The organism is Ruminococcus sp. OM06-36AC, assembly GCF_003438725.1.
Classification (GTDB): Bacteria; Bacillota; Clostridia; order Oscillospirales; family Ruminococcaceae; genus Ruminococcus_C; species Ruminococcus_C callidus.
On record NZ_QSTT01000001.1, the window covers coordinates 413,279 to 429,901 of the forward strand.

A 16,623-nucleotide genomic window follows, 5' to 3' on the forward strand; every position below is an offset into this window, starting at 1 on the left:
TTTATATGAAAAAAGCATTAATTCTATCCATTACTATTGCAATGTTGGTTTGTGCTGGTTGTGGTACGACATCGAACACAGCACAAAAAAATAAAAGTACAGTTGCCACAACAGAAACCACCGAAGAAGTCGTTTACAAAGACCCCATCACCTACACAGAATACGAAACGCTGGACGCACTTACCGCAGACTTTCCCGAAAAACAGCCCGGCATTACACAATACCAGCCACCGCAGGCAGTCCTGGACAGCTGGGAATTCCGGCTGGGACGCATTGATAACACATACTATAACTATACCTTCTACGACGCCGAGCAGGGACGCACCATCTTCCTGGAGATCGGTACAACGACATACTATAACAATATGCAGGAACGGCTGGACGAGCTGAGCCAGTACAGCACCATAGAACATGAAACTATTGTACAGGATGAATCCTGGCGAATCGACTACTATCCCGACAACGAAGACCGCACCCTATACGGCATTATGCCCGACAGCGGTGCAGATTATGCACTGATGATCTGGCGGGATGACGGCGAAAAGGACACTCAGAACGACCTGATGACTGTCAGGGAGGCACTGGGGATTTAGAGAATCCTTCCCGATTATTTTCATTCTCACAAAACACTTGACATTTCCGCAGTTTTCCGGTACAATATAAAAGATACCAATGCTGTATACAGCAAGCAAATTCAAACAAGGGAGAATACGAAAATGTTGACCAACGATCAGAAAAGCATGGATAAAATCGTAAACCTCTGCAAGTCCCGCGGCTTTGTATACCCGGGCTCTGAGATCTACGGCGGTCTGGCAAACTCCTGGGACTACGGCCCTCTGGGTGTGGAACTGAAAAACAACATCAAGCGTGCATGGTGGCAGAAGTTTGTACAGGAGTCCCCGTACAACGTCGGTCTGGACGCTTCGATCATTATGAATCCGGAAACATGGGTGGCTTCCGGTCATCTGGGCGGTTTCTCTGACCCGCTGATGGATTGCAAGTCCTGCAAGACCAGACACCGTGCGGACAACCTGATTGAAGATTTCGACGGCACCAACCCTGCCGGCTGGACCAATCAGCAGATGATGGACTATATCCGCGAAAAGCAGATCCCCTGCCCGAACTGCGGCAAGACGGACTTCACCGACATTCGGCAGTTCAACCTGATGTTCAAGACCTATCAGGGTGTAACCGAGAATTCCAAGTCCGAACTGTACCTGCGTCCGGAAACTGCACAGGGCATCTTTGTAAACTTTGCCAATATCCAGCGTACCACCCGCAAAAAGCTGCCGTTCGGCGTGGCTCAGATCGGTAAGTCTTTCCGAAACGAGATCACTCCGGGTAACTTCATCTTCCGCGTCCGCGAATTCGAGCAGATGGAACTGGAGTTCTTCTGTAAGCCGGACACCGATCTGGAATGGTTCCAGTACTGGAGAAGCTACTGCAAGAACTTCCTGCTGACACTGGGTCTGAAGGAAGAAAACCTGCGGCTGCGTGACCACGATCCGGAGGAACTGTGCTTCTACTCCAAGGCAACCACCGACTTTGAATACAAGTTCAGCTTCGGCTGGGGCGAACTGTGGGGCGTTGCAGACAGAACCAACTACGACCTGACACAGCATCAGGAACACAGCGGCAAGTCGCTGGAATACATGGATCAGGAAGAAAATACCAAGTATATTCCTTACGTTATCGAGCCTTCTCTGGGCGTAGAGCGTCTGTTCCTGTCCATTGTGACAGAAGCTTATGACGAAGAAGTGGTAGATGCAGAAAAGAACGACACCCGTGTGGTAATGCACCTGCATCCGGCACTGGCACCGTACAAGGCTGCGGTTCTGCCGCTGTCCAAGAAGCTGGGCGACAAGGCTCGGGAAGTATACGCCGTTCTGGCAAAGCACTTCTCTGTAGACTACGACGAAACCGGCTCTATCGGTAAGCGTTACCGCCGTCAGGACGAGATCGGTACTCCGTTCTGCATCACGGTAGACTTCGACACCATAGAAAAGGACAACTGCGTCACCGTCCGCGACCGCGACACCATGGAACAGGTTCGCATGCCGATCGATGAACTGGTAAGCTATTTGCAGGACAAGGTAACTCTGTAAGCTTCAGGAAATACACAGCAAATTTTCAAAGGGCACTCTCTGCTACAGAGGGTGCCCTTTTTCGGTCAAGCGGCGAGTCGCCGCTGACCTTACGCCCCAATTTCAACTGTAAAAAGGGTAGTGTTACGGCGGCAGCAGCCGCCTGTATGCCCCGCCGGGGGATTTTTGTTGGTGGAAACTTCGGGTGATACTTGAATCTTATAATACAAGTGGAATGCGAACTCTTTTCTTTTTTTGCTTCTTGTGAAATCGGTTGGCTGCTGTAGAGAGAAAAGAATCCCTCCACCAGCTTCGCTGGTCCCCCTCGTACTGAGCGGTCCCCTCTGCCCTGCGGGCATCTCCCCACCCCGTGGGGAGTCACCCTTTTTAAGGGAGGCTTATATGCGAGCTTGCAAACGCCGTATGAAATAAAGTTACCCACCTGTATCGGAAAACACTTGAATATCAACATTAACAATACAGGCAAGATCAACAATCGGCGTTGGCATGCCCTAGGCGGACAGCGAGGTACGAGCGAATTCCGCCGGACGGTTTCGACACGACAGCATTAGAAACTGCACAAAAATGTTTTTTCTATAATAGCCTCCCTTGAAAAGGGAGGTGGCTGCCCGTAAGGGCAGACGGAGGGATTTCTTCTGTGAAACCTGAAACAAAAGTAAAAGATTTCAGCAGAACCCCTCCACCGCCTCCCCTTTCAGGGGCGGCAATATTGAAAAAAGTCAACCGGCGGGGCGATGTGGGCATCGCCCCCTACTTCAAGAAGTCCCCTAACATAATAAAGCCGTAATTATCACCGCAAATCTCAACTCCCCCTTGACATTCCCCGAAAAATCTGGTATGATACAGAAAAACAAGAAAGGTTTTGAGATTATGGCACAATACGTCACCATTACCAGCGACAAGCGAAAAATGCCGGCTCTGCTGCTGTGTATTCTGGGATTTTTCGGGATCGCAGGACTGCACCGGTTCTATGTGGGAAAAATCGGCACAGGGCTGCTCTGGCTGTGCACCGGCGGCTTTTTCCTGATCGGAACACTGGTAGATCTGTTTCACATTCTGCTGGGCAAATTCCGCGACAATACCGGCGTGCCTCTGCGGCATTGAGCCGCCGCACCGCCTGCCTATGGAGCATCGGGCTGTTCCTTGGAGCAGTGCTACTGGTCTGCCTGCACCGCCCGCTGCTGCACGTTCTGGAGGCTCTGCCGCTGCCGGACTGCATATTCTACCGAACCACCGGCTGGCTCTGTCCCGCCTGCGGAAATACCCGTGCGGTACTGGCTCTATGCAAAGGGCAGGTGCTCCGTTCGCTTGGCTGCAACCCCATGATCGGCACGCTCTGTGCTGCCCTGCTCTGCCGCTATGCGGAACTGGTCTGCACCGCCATAGGCAAACCACGGCAGATTCTTCCGCGGCGGACGGCCGCACTGGTAATTGTGCTTGCGATAGTGCTGGGGTATGACATCGTGCGAAACTTTTTTCCGGCGATCACACTATGCAAATAAAAACACCGCTTCCCAGACTGAGAAGCGGTGTTTTTTCATGCAAAAAACTGCATTTAAATTTCATGATTGTGTCGCTTGGAGATCTTCAGACGGTTCATTGCACGGTTCAGGGCAGCCTGACTGTGATAGTACTGCATAATGCTCTGCTTATGCAGCAGCCGTTCTTTCGCACGCTCGGCAGCCTCTGCGGCACGCTTGGCATCGATTTCTTCCGGCAGTTCGATGGCATCACCCAGCACCAGCACATAGTCCCGACGCACTTCGGCAAAGCCCTCGCTGATCGCCGCATAGTGCCATTCGCCGTCCACCAGATATTTCAGTTCTCCGGGGCTGACAATGGTGACCATGGACTCATGTCCCGGCAAAATGCCCATCAGACCGTCCACTGTCGGAAACACCAGCTGCTCTGCCGCACCTACATAGAACGGGCGGTCAGATGCCAGAATCTCCAGCTGAAATGTGTTTGCCATAGTACATCCCTCACGATTCCTTCTTCATGCTCTCGGCTTTCGCGATCGCCTCGTCGATAGTGCCCACGTTGAAGAACGCATTTTCCGGCAGTTCATCCATAGCACCCTCTACGATCATCTTAAAGCCGCGAATGGTTTCCCGCAGCGGTACGTACTTGCCCGGCAGACCGGTAAAGACTTCTGCCACGTTGAACGGCTGTGAGAGGAACTTCTGGATCTTACGGGCACGATATACTGCCAGCTTGTCATCCTCGTCCAGTTCTTCCATACCCAGAATTGCGATAATGTCCTGCAATTCCTTGTACCGCTGCAACAGTTCCTGCACCTTTCTGGCTACCTGATAGTGTTCTTCGCCCACTACGTCCGGTTCCAGAATACGGGAGGTGGATTCCAGCGGATCTACTGCCGGATAAATACCCTGTTCCACGATCTTACGGGACAATACAGTCGTCGCATCCAGATGTGCGAACGTAGTCGCCGGAGCCGGGTCAGTCAGGTCATCTGCCGGCACGTAAACTGCCTGTACAGAGGTGATAGAACCGTTCTTGGTAGAAGTGATACGCTCCTGTAGTTCGCCGACTTCGTTTGCCAGTGTCGGCTGATAGCCTACGGCAGACGGCATACGTCCCAGCAGGGCGGAAACTTCAGAACCTGCCTGTACATAACGGAAAATGTTATCGATAAACAGCAGCACGTCCTGATGCTTTTCATCACGGAAGTATTCTGCCATGGTCAGACCAGTCTGTGCCACACGCATACGGGACCCCGGCGGTTCGTTCATCTGTCCGAATACCAGAGCCGTCTTTTCGATAACGCCGGAATCTTTCATTTCGTTCCACAGGTCATTACCCTCACGGGAACGTTCGCCGACACCGGTGAAAATAGAATAGCCGCCGTGTTCGGTCGCAACGTTGTGGATCAGTTCCTGAATCAGGACGGTCTTACCAACGCCGGCACCGCCGAACAGACCGACCTTACCGCCCTTTGCATACGGAGCCAGCAGGTCAATAACTTTGATACCTGTTTCCAGAATCTCGACTACCGGACTCTGATCGCGGAACGACGGAGCCGGACGGTGGATCGGCCACTTTTCTTCGGTCTTGACTTCACCGGCATCATCAATCGCTTCGCCCAGCACGTTGAACATTCTGCCCAGTGTGGCGGTACCGACCGGCACCTTGATACAGGAACCGGTGGCGGTGACTTCCATATCCTTTGCGAAGCCCTCCGTAGAGGACAGGCTGATGCAGCGGACGATGCCGTTGCCCATATGCTGTGCCACTTCCATGACACAGGTCTTTCCGCCGTTATCGACGGTCAATGCATCCTTGATCATCGGAAGCTTTCCCGGGAATGCCACATCAATGACAGGTCCTAAAACCTGCACGATTTTCCCTTTTTCCATATCATCATTCCTTTCCAGACGGCGGCGGCACAGCGGGCATCAGATGACACCCGCCGACTCCGCCGCTGCCGAGCCTTCCAATTCTTAGGGCAATACCGCACAAAGATTGTGCAACAGATGCGTCGTCAAATTTTTCGTCAGATGAAACAAAAAGCGGAGTGAATACTGGATGTATTCACGAGCATTTTTGTGAAATATGACGGGAAATTTGCAAGCAGATGGCGTGCAAAGTCGCCAGACGCTCTTTGTGCGGTATTGCCTTAGACAGCACTGCTTGGTGTCGTGCTGTTCTTAGAACCTGTCTTCACAATTCGGCGGAATTTGCACCGCTGACGATCTCTGTGATCTCCTGCGTGATTGCCGCCTGTCTTGCACGGTTATATTGCAGCGACAGATCCTGTAACATATCCTTCGCACTGGTGGTTGCAGAGTCCATGGCAGACATTCTCGCCTGCTGTTCACTACAGAACGAATCGACCATGGCACCATAGATCATGCCCTTCATAAAGTTCGGAGTCAGATGCTCCATAACGATATTCGGGCTGGGGGAGAACACTGCCTCATGGTGCTTGGTGATCTCGCCCTTACTCTGTACAAAGTGCTCTGCATCCAGCGGAAGCAGCTGCAAAATTTTCGGTTCAAAGGCAATGGACGAAACCATATCGGTATAGATAATATACACATCGTCCAGCTTTCCCTCGTCAAACGCTTTCAGCATTTGCTCCGCAATGCGGCGGGAACGATAGAGCGTAGGGTTCTGGGTGGTATAGATAAACTCTGTATCCACGTCCAGTTCTCCGGCACGGGCACGCCGCTGGAAGTACATTCTTCCCACCTGTCCCATGACGTACAGGTGACTTTGCTTGTGTGCCGCCATTTTCTGCTCTGTCAGCTTGATGATATTGTGGTTATAGGAGCCGCACATGCCTTTGTCCGCAGTGATGACAATATAGCCCACCTTCCGGTCTTCGGGCTTGATCTCCTCCCGTTGATCGAAATACCGCATATCGATGTCCTCCGGTGCACGGGAAAGGATACTCCGCATAGCATACAGCAGCTTATTGAAATAGGGCTGTGTTGCCGCCAGATCCTTTTTCGCCTTTTTCAGCTTGGAGGAGGAGATCAGATACATGGCATTGGTGATTTTCATAATGTCGTTGATGCTCTTGATCCGGTCACGGATCTCACGCATGTTGCCCATTTTAGTTCACCTGCTTCTTATAGGTACGCACCAGTTCCAGCAGCTTTTCTCTGGATTCGTCGGAAAGCTTGCCGGTTTCTTTCATTTCGGTAACGATCGCCGCACCGTTTGCCTCCACATAGTTCATCAGTCCCTCGCGGAACGAACGCAGATCGCTCAATGCCACATCGTCCAGCAGACCGTTGGAGGCTGCGGACAGGATCACGACCTCTTTCCACATTGCCAGAGGGTGATACAGCGGCTGCTTGAGCAGTTCCATCAGCACATGACCGTGATCCAGCATTGCCTGCGTAGCAGGATCCAGATCGGAACTGAACTGTGTAAAGACTTCCATTTCGCGGAACTGTGCCAGATCCACACGCATCTGACCGGAGGCTTTCTTCATCGCCTTGGTCTGTGCGGCACCGCCGACACGGGATACAGACAGACCGACGTTGACTGCCGGACGCATACCGGCGTTGAACAGTTCGCTCTCGAGGAAGATCTGTCCGTCTGTAATGGAGATGACGTTGGTCGGGATATAGGCAGAGATGTCGCCTGCCTGTGTTTCGATGATCGGCAGTGCGGTGATCGAACCGCCGCCGTGTGCATCGTCCAGACGGCAGGAACGTTCCAGCAGACGGGAGTGCAGATAGAATACGTCACCCGGATAAGCTTCACGCCCGGGCGGACGGTGGAGCAGCAGGGACATTGCACGGTATGCCACCGCGTGCTTGGAAAGGTCATCGTATACAATGAGCACGTCCTTGCCCTGACTCATGAAATACTCTGCGATCGCCGTGCCGGCATAGGGTGCGATGTACTGTACCGGAGCCGGTTCGCTGGCAGATGCAGACATGACAATGGTATACTCCATTGCATCATTCTTTTTCAGGGTAGAAACGATCTTTGCAACTGTCGAGGACTTCTGTCCGATTGCGACATAAATACAAATGACATTCTGTCCTTTTTGGTTAATGATCGTATCCACAGCAATCGATGTCTTACCGGTCTGACGGTCGCCGATGATCAATTCACGCTGACCGCGTCCGATGGGGAACATCGAGTCAATGGAAAGGATACCGGTCTGTAACGGTACATTGACCGATTTCCGGTACGCCACGCCGGGTGCTTCGTGTTCGATCGGGAAATAATCCTCTGCTGTCAGGGGATCGCCGCCGTCGATCGGGTTTCCCAGTGCACCGACAACTCTGCCGATCATTTTCTGCGTTACGCCGATACCGGCACGCTTTCCGGTACGGACAACAGAAGTACCCTCTGTAATGCCATAGTCACTGCCCAGCAGAACGACACCGATGGTCTTGGTTTCCAAGTTCTGTACGATGCCTCGTACACCGGTTTCAAATTCTACCAGTTCGCCGTACATGGCATGCTGCATGCCGAATACCGTTGCGATACCGTCGCCCACACGAACGACTGTACCGGTTTCCTGCACGCCGGACTTCCGATCGAAGTCCTCTATCTCGCTTTTTAAAACGGATATAATCTCACTTGCATTCATGGTACTCATGTCTTACCCTCACCTCCGTATCAGGCTCTTTCGCATATTGCGGACGGCAGAACGCACGCTGCGGTCATACTCGTCATCGCCGATATGCAGGATAAAGCCTCCCAGCAGTTCCGGATTCTGGTGCAGTTCCAACTGTACCTCCGGTTCGCCGGTTTTTGCACAGATCATTTTTTTCATCGCTGTCAGCTGTGCGTCTGTCAGCGGCGTTACATATTCCAGCACGGCATGAGCACAATGTCTTTGCCGGCGTTCCAATGCTTGATATTCTGAAAAAATCTCCAGTATGCTGTCGATCTGACCGTTTTGGCAGACAACCTTCAGGAAGGTCCGCAGGGATTCCGGAAAGATCCGGTCGATCACTGCAAACTTTTCCGCCTCCGAAATCGTCGGGTTGCTTAGGGAATCCGTCAACAGGGGGCAGTTCTGAAAGGTTTGCTGTGCATCTGCCACGGCATCTGACGCATTTGGCAGCGTCAGCAGCACGGTTGCATAAGATGTCACTGCACCATTCATTCTCCTGCTCCTTCCTCAGACAAGAACGCATTCACCAGCTCGCGGTTGGTCTGGTCGTCCACTTTCTGCTCCATCAGCTTGGAAGCGGCAGCCAGTGCCAGATCGGCGATCTCGCCCTGTACGCCGTCCAGTGTCTGCCGGCGTTCCCGTTCGATTTCCTTCTGTGCTTCTTTGAGGAGCGTGTCTGCCTGCTGTTGAGCCTTGGCAGTGATCTCGCTGCCCTGTGCGTGTGCATTCTGCTCTGCGGTCGCAATGATCTGTTTTGCTTCCTGCTTGGCACCGCTCAGGGTTTCCTCATATGCATTCTTCAGCTTTTCCGCATCAGCGGCATGCTGCTTGGCTTCGTCCATATCCGCCTGCACCATCTGTGCCCGCTTTTCCAGCATGGCATTTACTCTGCCGAAAAGGAATTTTTTCAGAAAGAAAAACAGCACGAGGATATTGATGACGGAAAACAAAATGGTCCAAAAATCAAAATCTAACATATCCACTCTCACAGCTTTTTCCAAGAAAAGCCGTGCTCCTTTCTCTCAGATTCAGAAGGTGGTCCTTTTACTTCATAATGACCATCAGCAGTGCAACAACGAAACCATAAATAGCGGTTGCTTCTGCCAGTGCACAGCCCAGCAGCAGTGCCTTGTTGATCGCTCCGGCAGCCTCCGGCTGTCTGGCAATGGCTTCTGTTGCCTTGGATGTTGCGATACCGATACCCAGACCGGCACCAATACCAGTCAATACTGCAATACCTGCTCCTATCATTTTCAATTCCTACCTTTCTGCCCGCGTTGTTTTGCGGGGGCGTGTTTTTTACTTCATGATAACCATCAGCAGTGCAACAACGAAACCATAGATGGCGGTTGCTTCTGCCAGTGCACAGCCCAGCAGCAGTGCCTTGTTGATTGCTCCGGCAGCCTCCGGCTGTCTGGCAATGGCTTCTGTTGCCTTGGACGTTGCGATACCGATGCCAAGTCCTGCACCGATACCTGTCAATACTGCGATACCTGCTCCTACCATAGGGAACGCTCCTTTCTGTAGCTGCCGAGTGGGATTGCAGCAAGCTATGCCTGCTGTAACTTCGGCACACTCTCCTCCTCGACTTCCATGCCTTCTGCCATGAACAGCGATGTCAGGAATACAAAGACATACGCCTGAATCAGTCCGTCGAACACATCGAAGTACATGCTGAACACCATCGGGATAATCAGACCACAGACATGTTCGATCAGCTGCATGACAACGAAAGCACCCAGTACGTTACCGAACAGTCGCATACACAGCGACAGCGGACGAATGGCGATCTCCATCACATTCAGCGGTGTCAGCAGAGCCATCGGCTTTGTGAAGGACTTCAAAAAGCCCTTGATGCCGCCCTGAGCCCGAAATGTTGACGCTTCAATGAGGATAATGCTCATCAGTGCCAGTGCCACGGTGACGTTGATGTCCTTTGTGGGAGGCTTCATGCCGAACCCGAACATGCCGATCATATTGGCGATTCCCAGATAGATCAGCACGGTACTCAGATAGGGCACATAGCGTCTGCCGGCTTTGCCCATGTTGCCCTCAAAGAAGTTTGTGAGCCATGTGACCGCCATTTCCAGAAACGCCTGCCGCTTTCCCGGTACGATCTTGAGATTCCGTGTCAGTATCAGTACCAGCACCATAATGATCGCCATAAGGAACCATGTCATGACGACCGATTCACTGATGTGGATCGGTCCCACCAGCGGTACGTCAAACGGACTCTCCCAGAGGATCCGGGTATGCAGCTGTTCCTGCAGTTCTTCACCCATTGTATCCACCACCTTTTCTGCATCGTTTTTCCGGAGAGAGAAACAGTGGTTTTCCGCGGAATTCCGCAGGATTCCCTGTTCTTTCCAATTCTCCTGAAAAGCGAAAATCAACAGCGTGTTTATTGCTGTTTCCTTTATTATAGGACGATTTTCGAAAAAAGTCAATCGACTTTCATGACGATTTCTACTAGTTTCTTTTCTTGTTTTGTTGCACATTTCACAAAGGAACAACACTTTCCGGAATAATGATAAGTATCCGCCGGATTTAGGTGCTGTTTTTTAAGTAAAATTCCGCTTTTTTGTTAGATATTGCGTTAGTTTTCCCCTTCTCCGGTATTTTTCACAAATTTCACATTGTGAAAAATGCCATTCTTGAACATACTCATGTAAAACGCCCGTGCAGACTGTATTTTCACAAAAGAAAAAGCACTGTGCCCGCAGTATGCAGGACACAGTGCTCTTTTTATGATGAGAAAATCATCGGATAAAGGCAATACCGCACAAAGATTGTGCGACAGATGCGTCGTCAAATTTTTCGTCAGATGAAACAAAAATGCTCGTGAATACTTGATGTATTCACGAGCATTTTTGTGAAATATGAGAGTCTGTTTCGTATCTGACGTATGCAGATTGCGTCGTCAGATTTTTTGAGAGATGAAGGGAAAAACGGAGAAAATCCTTTGTGGATTTTCGAGTATTTTCCCGAAATATCTCGGAAAATATGCACGCAAGATGCGTGCGGGAAGATACGAAACAGGCTCTGAAGGGAAATTTGCAAGCAGATGGCGTGCAAAGTCCCCAGACGCTCTTTGTGCGGTATTGCCTAAACTTTTAACAGCCTTTCACCGATCAGATTTCTGCCTGATACGGCAGGGTGTTGATCTGCTGGATCACGAACATGAGCAGTACCAGACCGTCAGCGGAATCGATCTCGCCGTTGCCGTTGACATCGCCGTTCAGACGCTGGGACTGGTTTGCTTCAACTACACCAGCTACCATCTTGTTCAGCAGAACAGCATCTGTGATGTCGATTCTGCCGTCCATGTTCACATCACCGAACAGCGTTTTCGGCATCGGGCCCTCATACTGGGTGGTAGTGGTCGTGGTTGTCGTTGTAGTAGTGGTAGTTGTTGTGGTAGTAGTAGTTTCTTCGGTGGTGGTTGTCGTTGTAGTGGTTTCTGTGGTAGTCAGCATCGTCATGATTGTAGTCGTGGTTTCTGCTGTGGTGGTCGTCGGTTCCGGAGTGGTTGTGGTTGCTTCGGTAGTGGTGGTTGCTTCTGTTGTAGTTGTGGTTGCTTCGGTGGTGGTAGTTGTTTCCGCAGTCGTTGTTGTGGTCGGTTCCGGCGTTGTGGTAGTGGTTGTAGTGGTAGTCGCTTCAGTAGTTGCCTCAGTGGTGGTTGTTTCAATTGCTGTGGTAGTGGTTGTGGTGGTAGTCGGTTCAGTAGTTGCTTCGGTAGTTGTAGTGGTTGTAGTGGTAGTAATTTTTTCGGTTGTGGTGGTAGTCTGTTCTGTGGTAGTCACTGCCGGACCTTCGTGACCAGTGCCGGAAATGGTGAATACTACGCGAATATCCTTTGTAATGGTGGTATTGCTTGCAAGATCCTTGATCTTGGTGGACCAGTCATCGTGGAGGTACAGTCGGGTAACGCCCGGGCCCTCACCTTCATAATAGTGAGTGTTGATTGCCTTTTCACTAACGGTGTAATCTTCGATCTTTACGCCGTCAACCCAAACTTCGTCCAGAGAAACCTTCAGACCCTTGAAGGTATCGGTGGTGAAGTTTTCGGTTTCGCCGTCCGGTGTGATCAAAACTGCCAGGAACTGAACCGTATCGGTACCGCCGCCGGTAACGTCCCAGTCTACACTGTATGTGCCGTCGCCGGTGATCGGTGTCACTGCGGCACCCTCATCGTCGCCCTCTGCCCAGTTGTTTGCTGCACCGATCATACCAATGAAGTATGCCTTACCGATCGGGTCGCCCTGCGGCTGTGCAGTTGTGGTAGCTTCTGTAGTAGTGGTCTTCGGTGCTTCAGTAGTAGTCTGTGTCGTTGCTGTTGTCTGATCCGGATCGCCGTCTACATAGAAGAAGCCGTCAAAGATCAGAGTGACATCAACATAAGACCATTCTACCTTGCCGCCCTTCGGGTCGGTCCAGTCATACCAGTGACCGATCTTCAGGTAGTCCATATCCAGCGGACCTTCGAATTCGTTTCCGTCCTCGTCAGTTGCCTTGGTGGTTGCCGGAATGTCTACTGTCGTTACACTTTCTCCGACTGTGAACGAATACGGCTGGTATGCCCAGTGCGAAGAACCGTCATTGCTGTCTACAATGTTGTACTGTACTGCACCGCCGGTACCATAAGAAGCCTTGTTGCCCTTAATTGTATAGTTGATGACAACAGAAGTCAAGTTTACGCCGTAATCCTTGTAGGGCTTCAGGTCGATCAGCAGATCGCTGCCGTCTGCAACGTCGCTTGCCTGGAATGTCAGACGGTCGGTCTTCTGCTTGCCGGGGTCTACATTTCCGCCGGAAGCAATGTTGGAGAAGATGTTCTTCAGGTCTTCGTCAAACCATTTCATATTCTTACGGCTGAACAGGCAGATCGTACCGGAGTCAGAGTCGTCCCATGCAACGGGGCAGATACCGTCCATGTTGTATGCTGTAGAAGCAATTGCCTGATAGAATGCCTTGATGGATTCTTCGTCCTTGTTATACGGTGTGGTATTTACGCCGTACTTGTCGGCATTGCATGCACCGTATTCACCGATCACAACGCCATAGCCATTGTCAGTGAACTTGGTCTTGAGGTCGTTGAAATCCTTTTCCACCTTGCTCAGGTCTGCGGCAGTGCCCCATGTTTCCCGATGTCCCCAGGTGGAAGTGGTGTCTGCAACGCAGAACGTCGGCGGTTCATAATAGTGCACGGAAACCGCCAGCATATTGGAGTCGTCCTTCGGCATGGAGAAGCTGCTGGACAGTGCCTTTGCGGTGTTGTTGCTGTCTGCGGTGCAGATCAGCAGACGGTCTTTGTTGTTGCCGCCGGTTGCACGGACGGTGTCTACAAACGCCTGATTATAGGTCATGGCATCGCTGGTGGAGAAGCTGACTTCGTTCATACCCTCGAATACCAGATGTTCGTCATAGCCTTCAAAGTAGGTCGCGATCTGCTTCCACAGCTTTTCAAATGTTGCGATCTTGGAGGTATCCTTTTCCCACTCCTCATCGTGGTGGGTGTTGATGATCGCATACATACCGTTATCCACGCAGTAGTCTACGACTTCCTTGACTCTTGCCAGATACTGATCTGCAACCGTACCATCAAACGAATCCATCTTTGCGGTGCCGGAAGCACCGGTCATATCCCACCAGGTGACAGGGATCCGGACGGTGTTGAAGCCAGCCTTCTTGACTTCCTTGATCATGTTTTCGGTCGCAACCACGTTGCCCCAGGCAGTTTCAATATCTGCCGGAGAGGGGTTGCTGGTCCATGTGTTGGTCGAATCCAGAGCGTTGCCCAGATTCCAGCCCAGACCCATGTCCTCCACCATCTGTACCGCGGTCTTGTCTGCCGCAGATGCAACAGAGGTTCCCACAGACAGTGCAGTGGTCATGGACAGCCCGATTGCCGCAGCCGTCATGGTGCTGAGCAGTTTCTTCATAAACTTCATGTGATCGAACTCCTTATCTTTTTTGTGTAACCTGCACAGAACAGTCCTCTGCCGTCTGAAGCAGTGCTCACCTTATCCACTTTATTCTATCACCTTTTGTGCAAGCTGTCAAGAGATTTTCCCCGTTCACTCCCTCCATTTTCCAAGAAACCGGCAAGATGCACAAATCTCATTTTAGGGAATTGTACAGAATGTTGATACAAAAGCACCCCGAAAACCGGTGCATTTGACTTTCGGGGTGCTTATCAGATTGATTTTCTATGGCAATACCGCACAAAGATTGTGCGACAGATGCGTCGTCAAATTTTTCGTCAGATGAAACAAAAAGCGGAGTGAATACTTGATGTATTCACGAGCATTTTTGTGAAATATGACGGGAAATTTGCAAGCAGATGGCGTGCAAAGTCGCCAGACGCTCTTTGTGCGGTATTGCCCTATGTGGTTGTGACACAAATCGTGCAAAGCCGTCAGGCGGCTTGATGCAGTGCTGCCATTAGTCGTGTGCGTTGCCCAGGAATGCCGCACCGATAATGCCGGCATCGTTGCCCAGCTTCGCGATCACGATCTCGGTATTCTTTGCGGAGTTGCGGGTGTAGACTTCCTTCTTGACGATCTCCTTCATGGGAACCAGCAGCGGATCGCCCTCGTTGCACACGCCGCCGCCAATGCACAGAATGTCCGGCTGGAAAATGTTAATGGTATTGGTGATACCAGCTGCCAGATACTTGATGTAATCGTCAACCACCTGCTTTGCGGTAGCATCGCCGGCACGCATGTAGTTGAACGCAGTCCGTGCGGAAATACGTTCCTCGTCCTTCATGGCACTTTCCGGATTGGCTGCCAGTGCCTCCTTGGTCATGCGAACCAGACCGGTTGCAGAGGAGTATACCTCGAAGCAGCCCTTTCTGCCGCAGGTGCACTGCGGACCGTCTACGGAAATGACAGTGTGACCAACTTCTGCACCGCCGAAGTTGGAGCCGCTGTAGATCTTGCCGTCAATGACGATGCCGGCACCTACGCCGGTACCCAGTGTGATGCAGACTGCATTCTTGGCACCCTTTGCAGCACCGGCAACATATTCGCCGTATGCAGCAGCGTTGGCATCGTTTTCAATAAAGGTGGGCTTGCCCAGTGCAGTTTCCAGATACTTCACCATGGGAGTGTTGTTGAAGCCCAGATTGTTGGAATATTCGATCACGCCGGTGGCACTGTTGGCAACGCCCGGTGTGCCTACGCCGATCCACTCGATGTCCGCCATAGTCAGACCAGCCTTTTCCGCAGCTTCCTGCGAAACCTTTGCCATATCCGCAGCGATTTCTTCTTCCGGACGGGGCAGGTTGGTCTTGACGCTTGCCTTTGCCAGAATCTCATAGCTTTCGTTGACTACGCCGGCAACAATATTTGTGCCGCCCAGATCAATACCAATGTAATACTTCATATATGTTTCCTCCTCAATATGCAAATCCATCATGTGGAATTGTCAACTCAATTTTTCGTCCACGCGGGTAACCACGTACTGTACGCTTTCGCCGGTCACGGTATAGGCTCCCAGTCCGGCAGGCAGCAGCACGCTGCTGCCCTTTTTCACCGGATAGCTGCCGGATTCTGTTTGCAGAGTGGCTTCTCCCGACAGGAACAGCAGGTGGTGGAACGATTCTGTCCCTACGGTAAATGCAACCGTGCCGTGCACAGTCACCACGTCCGAAGCGAAATACTTGCACGCTTCCAGCTTCCGCACCGTGCCGCCGGCAACCGCCTCCGCAGGATACTGCACCGTAGGAGCAATGGGACGGAGATTGGTCACGTCCAGAGCCTTTGCAATGTGCAGCGGACGCAGCTTGCCGTCTGCTCCCCGTCTGCCGTAGTCATAGACACGGTAGGTAGTGTTGGAGTTCTGCTGGATCTCCGCCAGCAGGATCCCCGCACCAATGGCGTGCAGCGTACCGGAGGGGATAAAGTACAGTTCTCCCGGCTTGACCTCCACCCGATTGAGAATTTCTGTCAAGGTCTGGGCGTGGATCCGCTGTTCGAATTCCGCCTTTGTCACTTCCTGTTTCAGCCCGTAGTACAGGGCAGCGTGAGGTGCCGCATCTACGATGTACCACATTTCTGTCTTGCCGGCTTCTCCCTCCACCCGCATGGCGTAGTCGTCATCGGGGTGCACCTGAATGGACAGATCCTGTTTGGCATCGATCAGCTTGATCAGCACCGGCACAGTGGTGCAGTCCGCACAGTTGGTGCCGAGGAATGCGGTGCCGTTCTTGTCCAGATATTCCCGCAGGTTCAGCCCTGCATCACTGCCGGAAGTGAGTATGCTGCTGCCGTCCTTGTGGCAGGCGAGTTCCCAGCTTTCAGCGATCTTGTCAGCATCGCTTTCCTTGCCGAATTCCTCCCGCAGGCGATTGCCGCCCCAGAGATAGTCCTTGCAGATTCCCTGCAAAAAAATTGGTTCTGTCAT

The 16,623-nt window shown here is 51.8% G+C and carries 17 protein-coding genes; 5 read left to right on the top strand and 12 right to left on the bottom strand.

What is annotated here, in order from left to right:
• Positions 1 to 5: 5 nt before the first annotated feature.
• From DXB92_RS01820 to DXB92_RS01835, 5 genes are all read left to right on the top strand, one after another.
• Entirely contained in the window at positions 6 to 593 is a 588-nt protein-coding gene (locus tag DXB92_RS01820; RefSeq protein WP_117732065.1) for a hypothetical protein, read from the top strand.
• A gap of 126 nt (positions 594 to 719) precedes the next feature.
• Positions 720 to 2,105, top strand: a complete 1,386-nt coding sequence (locus tag DXB92_RS01825; protein WP_040646400.1) for a glycine--tRNA ligase — start codon at positions 720 to 722, stop codon at positions 2,103 to 2,105.
• A gap of 637 nt (positions 2,106 to 2,742) precedes the next feature.
• Positions 2,743 to 2,892 (top strand): hypothetical protein, encoded by a 150-nt coding sequence (locus tag DXB92_RS13430; protein WP_181976849.1) that lies wholly within the window; start codon positions 2,743 to 2,745, stop codon positions 2,890 to 2,892.
• Positions 2,893 to 2,942: 50 nt separating this feature from the next.
• Positions 2,943 to 3,209 carry a TM2 domain-containing protein gene (locus DXB92_RS01830; protein ID WP_117732067.1) on the top strand — a complete coding sequence of 89 codons (267 nt, stop codon included), beginning with the start codon at positions 2,943 to 2,945 and terminating at the stop codon, positions 3,207 to 3,209.
• Complete coding sequence (locus DXB92_RS01835; protein ID WP_181976851.1) at positions 3,206 to 3,607, top strand: DUF2752 domain-containing protein; 402 nt, start codon at positions 3,206 to 3,208, stop codon at positions 3,605 to 3,607. Before DXB92_RS01830 ends, DXB92_RS01835 begins: the two co-directional genes overlap by 4 nt.
• 53 nt (positions 3,608 to 3,660) lie before the next feature.
• Here DXB92_RS01835 and atpC read toward each other — a convergent pair whose 3' ends face one another.
• The 12 genes from atpC to manA all read right to left on the bottom strand — a co-directional run bounded on the left by atpC (position 3,661) and on the right by manA (position 16,623).
• Positions 3,661 to 4,077, bottom strand: a complete 417-nt coding sequence (atpC, locus tag DXB92_RS01840) for an ATP synthase F1 subunit epsilon (RefSeq protein ID WP_021681804.1) — start codon at positions 4,075 to 4,077, stop codon at positions 3,661 to 3,663.
• A gap of 10 nt (positions 4,078 to 4,087) precedes the next feature.
• Positions 4,088 to 5,482: a F0F1 ATP synthase subunit beta gene (gene atpD, locus DXB92_RS01845; protein WP_021681803.1), complete on the bottom strand. Its 1,395-nt coding sequence runs from the start codon at positions 5,480 to 5,482 to the stop codon at positions 4,088 to 4,090.
• 304 nt (positions 5,483 to 5,786) lie between these two features.
• Entirely contained in the window at positions 5,787 to 6,683 is an 897-nt protein-coding gene (gene atpG, locus DXB92_RS01850; protein ID WP_021681802.1) for an ATP synthase F1 subunit gamma, read from the bottom strand.
• Position 6,684: 1 nt separating this feature from the next.
• On the bottom strand, positions 6,685 to 8,193 hold the full coding sequence (gene atpA / locus DXB92_RS01855) for a F0F1 ATP synthase subunit alpha (RefSeq protein ID WP_021681801.1): 1,509 nt from the start codon (positions 8,191 to 8,193) through the stop codon (positions 6,685 to 6,687).
• Between the two features lie 9 nt (positions 8,194 to 8,202).
• The gene (atpH, locus tag DXB92_RS14065; RefSeq protein WP_021681800.1) at positions 8,203 to 8,706 is read right to left on the bottom strand and encodes an ATP synthase F1 subunit delta; all 504 of its coding nucleotides are present in this window, start codon (positions 8,704 to 8,706) and stop codon (positions 8,203 to 8,205) included.
• Positions 8,703 to 9,215 (bottom strand): F0F1 ATP synthase subunit B, encoded by a 513-nt coding sequence (gene atpF / locus DXB92_RS01860; RefSeq protein ID WP_051343698.1) that lies wholly within the window; start codon positions 9,213 to 9,215, stop codon positions 8,703 to 8,705. Before atpF ends, atpH begins: the two co-directional genes overlap by 4 nt.
• 43 nt (positions 9,216 to 9,258) lie before the next feature.
• A complete protein-coding gene (gene atpE, locus DXB92_RS01865) occupies positions 9,259 to 9,465 on the bottom strand; it encodes an ATP synthase F0 subunit C (RefSeq protein ID WP_021681798.1) in 207 nt (68 codons plus the stop codon).
• Positions 9,466 to 9,513: 48 nt separating this feature from the next.
• Complete coding sequence (gene atpE / locus DXB92_RS01870) at positions 9,514 to 9,720, bottom strand: ATP synthase F0 subunit C (RefSeq protein WP_021681797.1); 207 nt, start codon at positions 9,718 to 9,720, stop codon at positions 9,514 to 9,516.
• 44 nt (positions 9,721 to 9,764) lie between these two features.
• Positions 9,765 to 10,496 (bottom strand): F0F1 ATP synthase subunit A, encoded by a 732-nt coding sequence (locus DXB92_RS01875; RefSeq protein WP_169725993.1) that lies wholly within the window; start codon positions 10,494 to 10,496, stop codon positions 9,765 to 9,767.
• An 849-nt stretch (positions 10,497 to 11,345) separates the two neighbouring features.
• On the bottom strand, positions 11,346 to 14,165 hold the full coding sequence (locus DXB92_RS01880) for a cellulase family glycosylhydrolase (RefSeq protein ID WP_117732069.1): 2,820 nt from the start codon (positions 14,163 to 14,165) through the stop codon (positions 11,346 to 11,348).
• Between the two features lie 493 nt (positions 14,166 to 14,658).
• Positions 14,659 to 15,603, bottom strand: coding sequence for an ROK family protein (locus tag DXB92_RS01885; protein ID WP_040647285.1), 945 nt, complete (start codon positions 15,601 to 15,603; stop codon positions 14,659 to 14,661).
• Between the two features lie 42 nt (positions 15,604 to 15,645).
• Positions 15,646 to 16,623, bottom strand: a complete 978-nt coding sequence (gene manA, locus DXB92_RS01890) for a mannose-6-phosphate isomerase, class I (RefSeq protein WP_117732071.1) — start codon at positions 16,621 to 16,623, stop codon at positions 15,646 to 15,648.

Coding starts and splice junctions, on each gene's coding strand:
- DXB92_RS01820 (WP_117732065.1), top strand. CDS start 6: ATGAAAAAAGCATTAATTCTATCCATTACTATTGCAATGTTGGTTTGT.
- DXB92_RS01830 (WP_117732067.1), top strand. CDS start 2,943: ATGATACAGAAAAACAAGAAAGGTTTTGAGATTATGGCACAATACGTC.
- atpC (WP_021681804.1), bottom strand. CDS start 4,077: ATGGCAAACACATTTCAGCTGGAGATTCTGGCATCTGACCGCCCGTTC.
- atpD (WP_021681803.1), bottom strand. CDS start 5,482: ATGGAAAAAGGGAAAATCGTGCAGGTTTTAGGACCTGTCATTGATGTG.
- atpG (WP_021681802.1), bottom strand. CDS start 6,683: ATGGGCAACATGCGTGAGATCCGTGACCGGATCAAGAGCATCAACGAC.
- atpA (WP_021681801.1), bottom strand. CDS start 8,193: ATGAGTACCATGAATGCAAGTGAGATTATATCCGTTTTAAAAAGCGAG.
- atpH (WP_021681800.1), bottom strand. CDS start 8,706: ATGAATGGTGCAGTGACATCTTATGCAACCGTGCTGCTGACGCTGCCA.
- atpE (WP_021681798.1), bottom strand. CDS start 9,465: ATGATAGGAGCAGGTATTGCAGTATTGACTGGTATTGGTGCCGGTCTG.
- atpE (WP_021681797.1), bottom strand. CDS start 9,720: ATGGTAGGAGCAGGTATCGCAGTATTGACAGGTATCGGTGCAGGACTT.
- DXB92_RS01875 (WP_169725993.1), bottom strand. CDS start 10,496: ATGGGTGAAGAACTGCAGGAACAGCTGCATACCCGGATCCTCTGGGAG.
- DXB92_RS01880 (WP_117732069.1), bottom strand. CDS start 14,165: ATGAAGTTTATGAAGAAACTGCTCAGCACCATGACGGCTGCGGCAATC.
- DXB92_RS01885 (WP_040647285.1), bottom strand. CDS start 15,603: ATGAAGTATTACATTGGTATTGATCTGGGCGGCACAAATATTGTTGCC.
- manA (WP_117732071.1), bottom strand. CDS start 16,623: ATGACAGAACCAATTTTTTTGCAGGGAATCTGCAAGGACTATCTCTGG.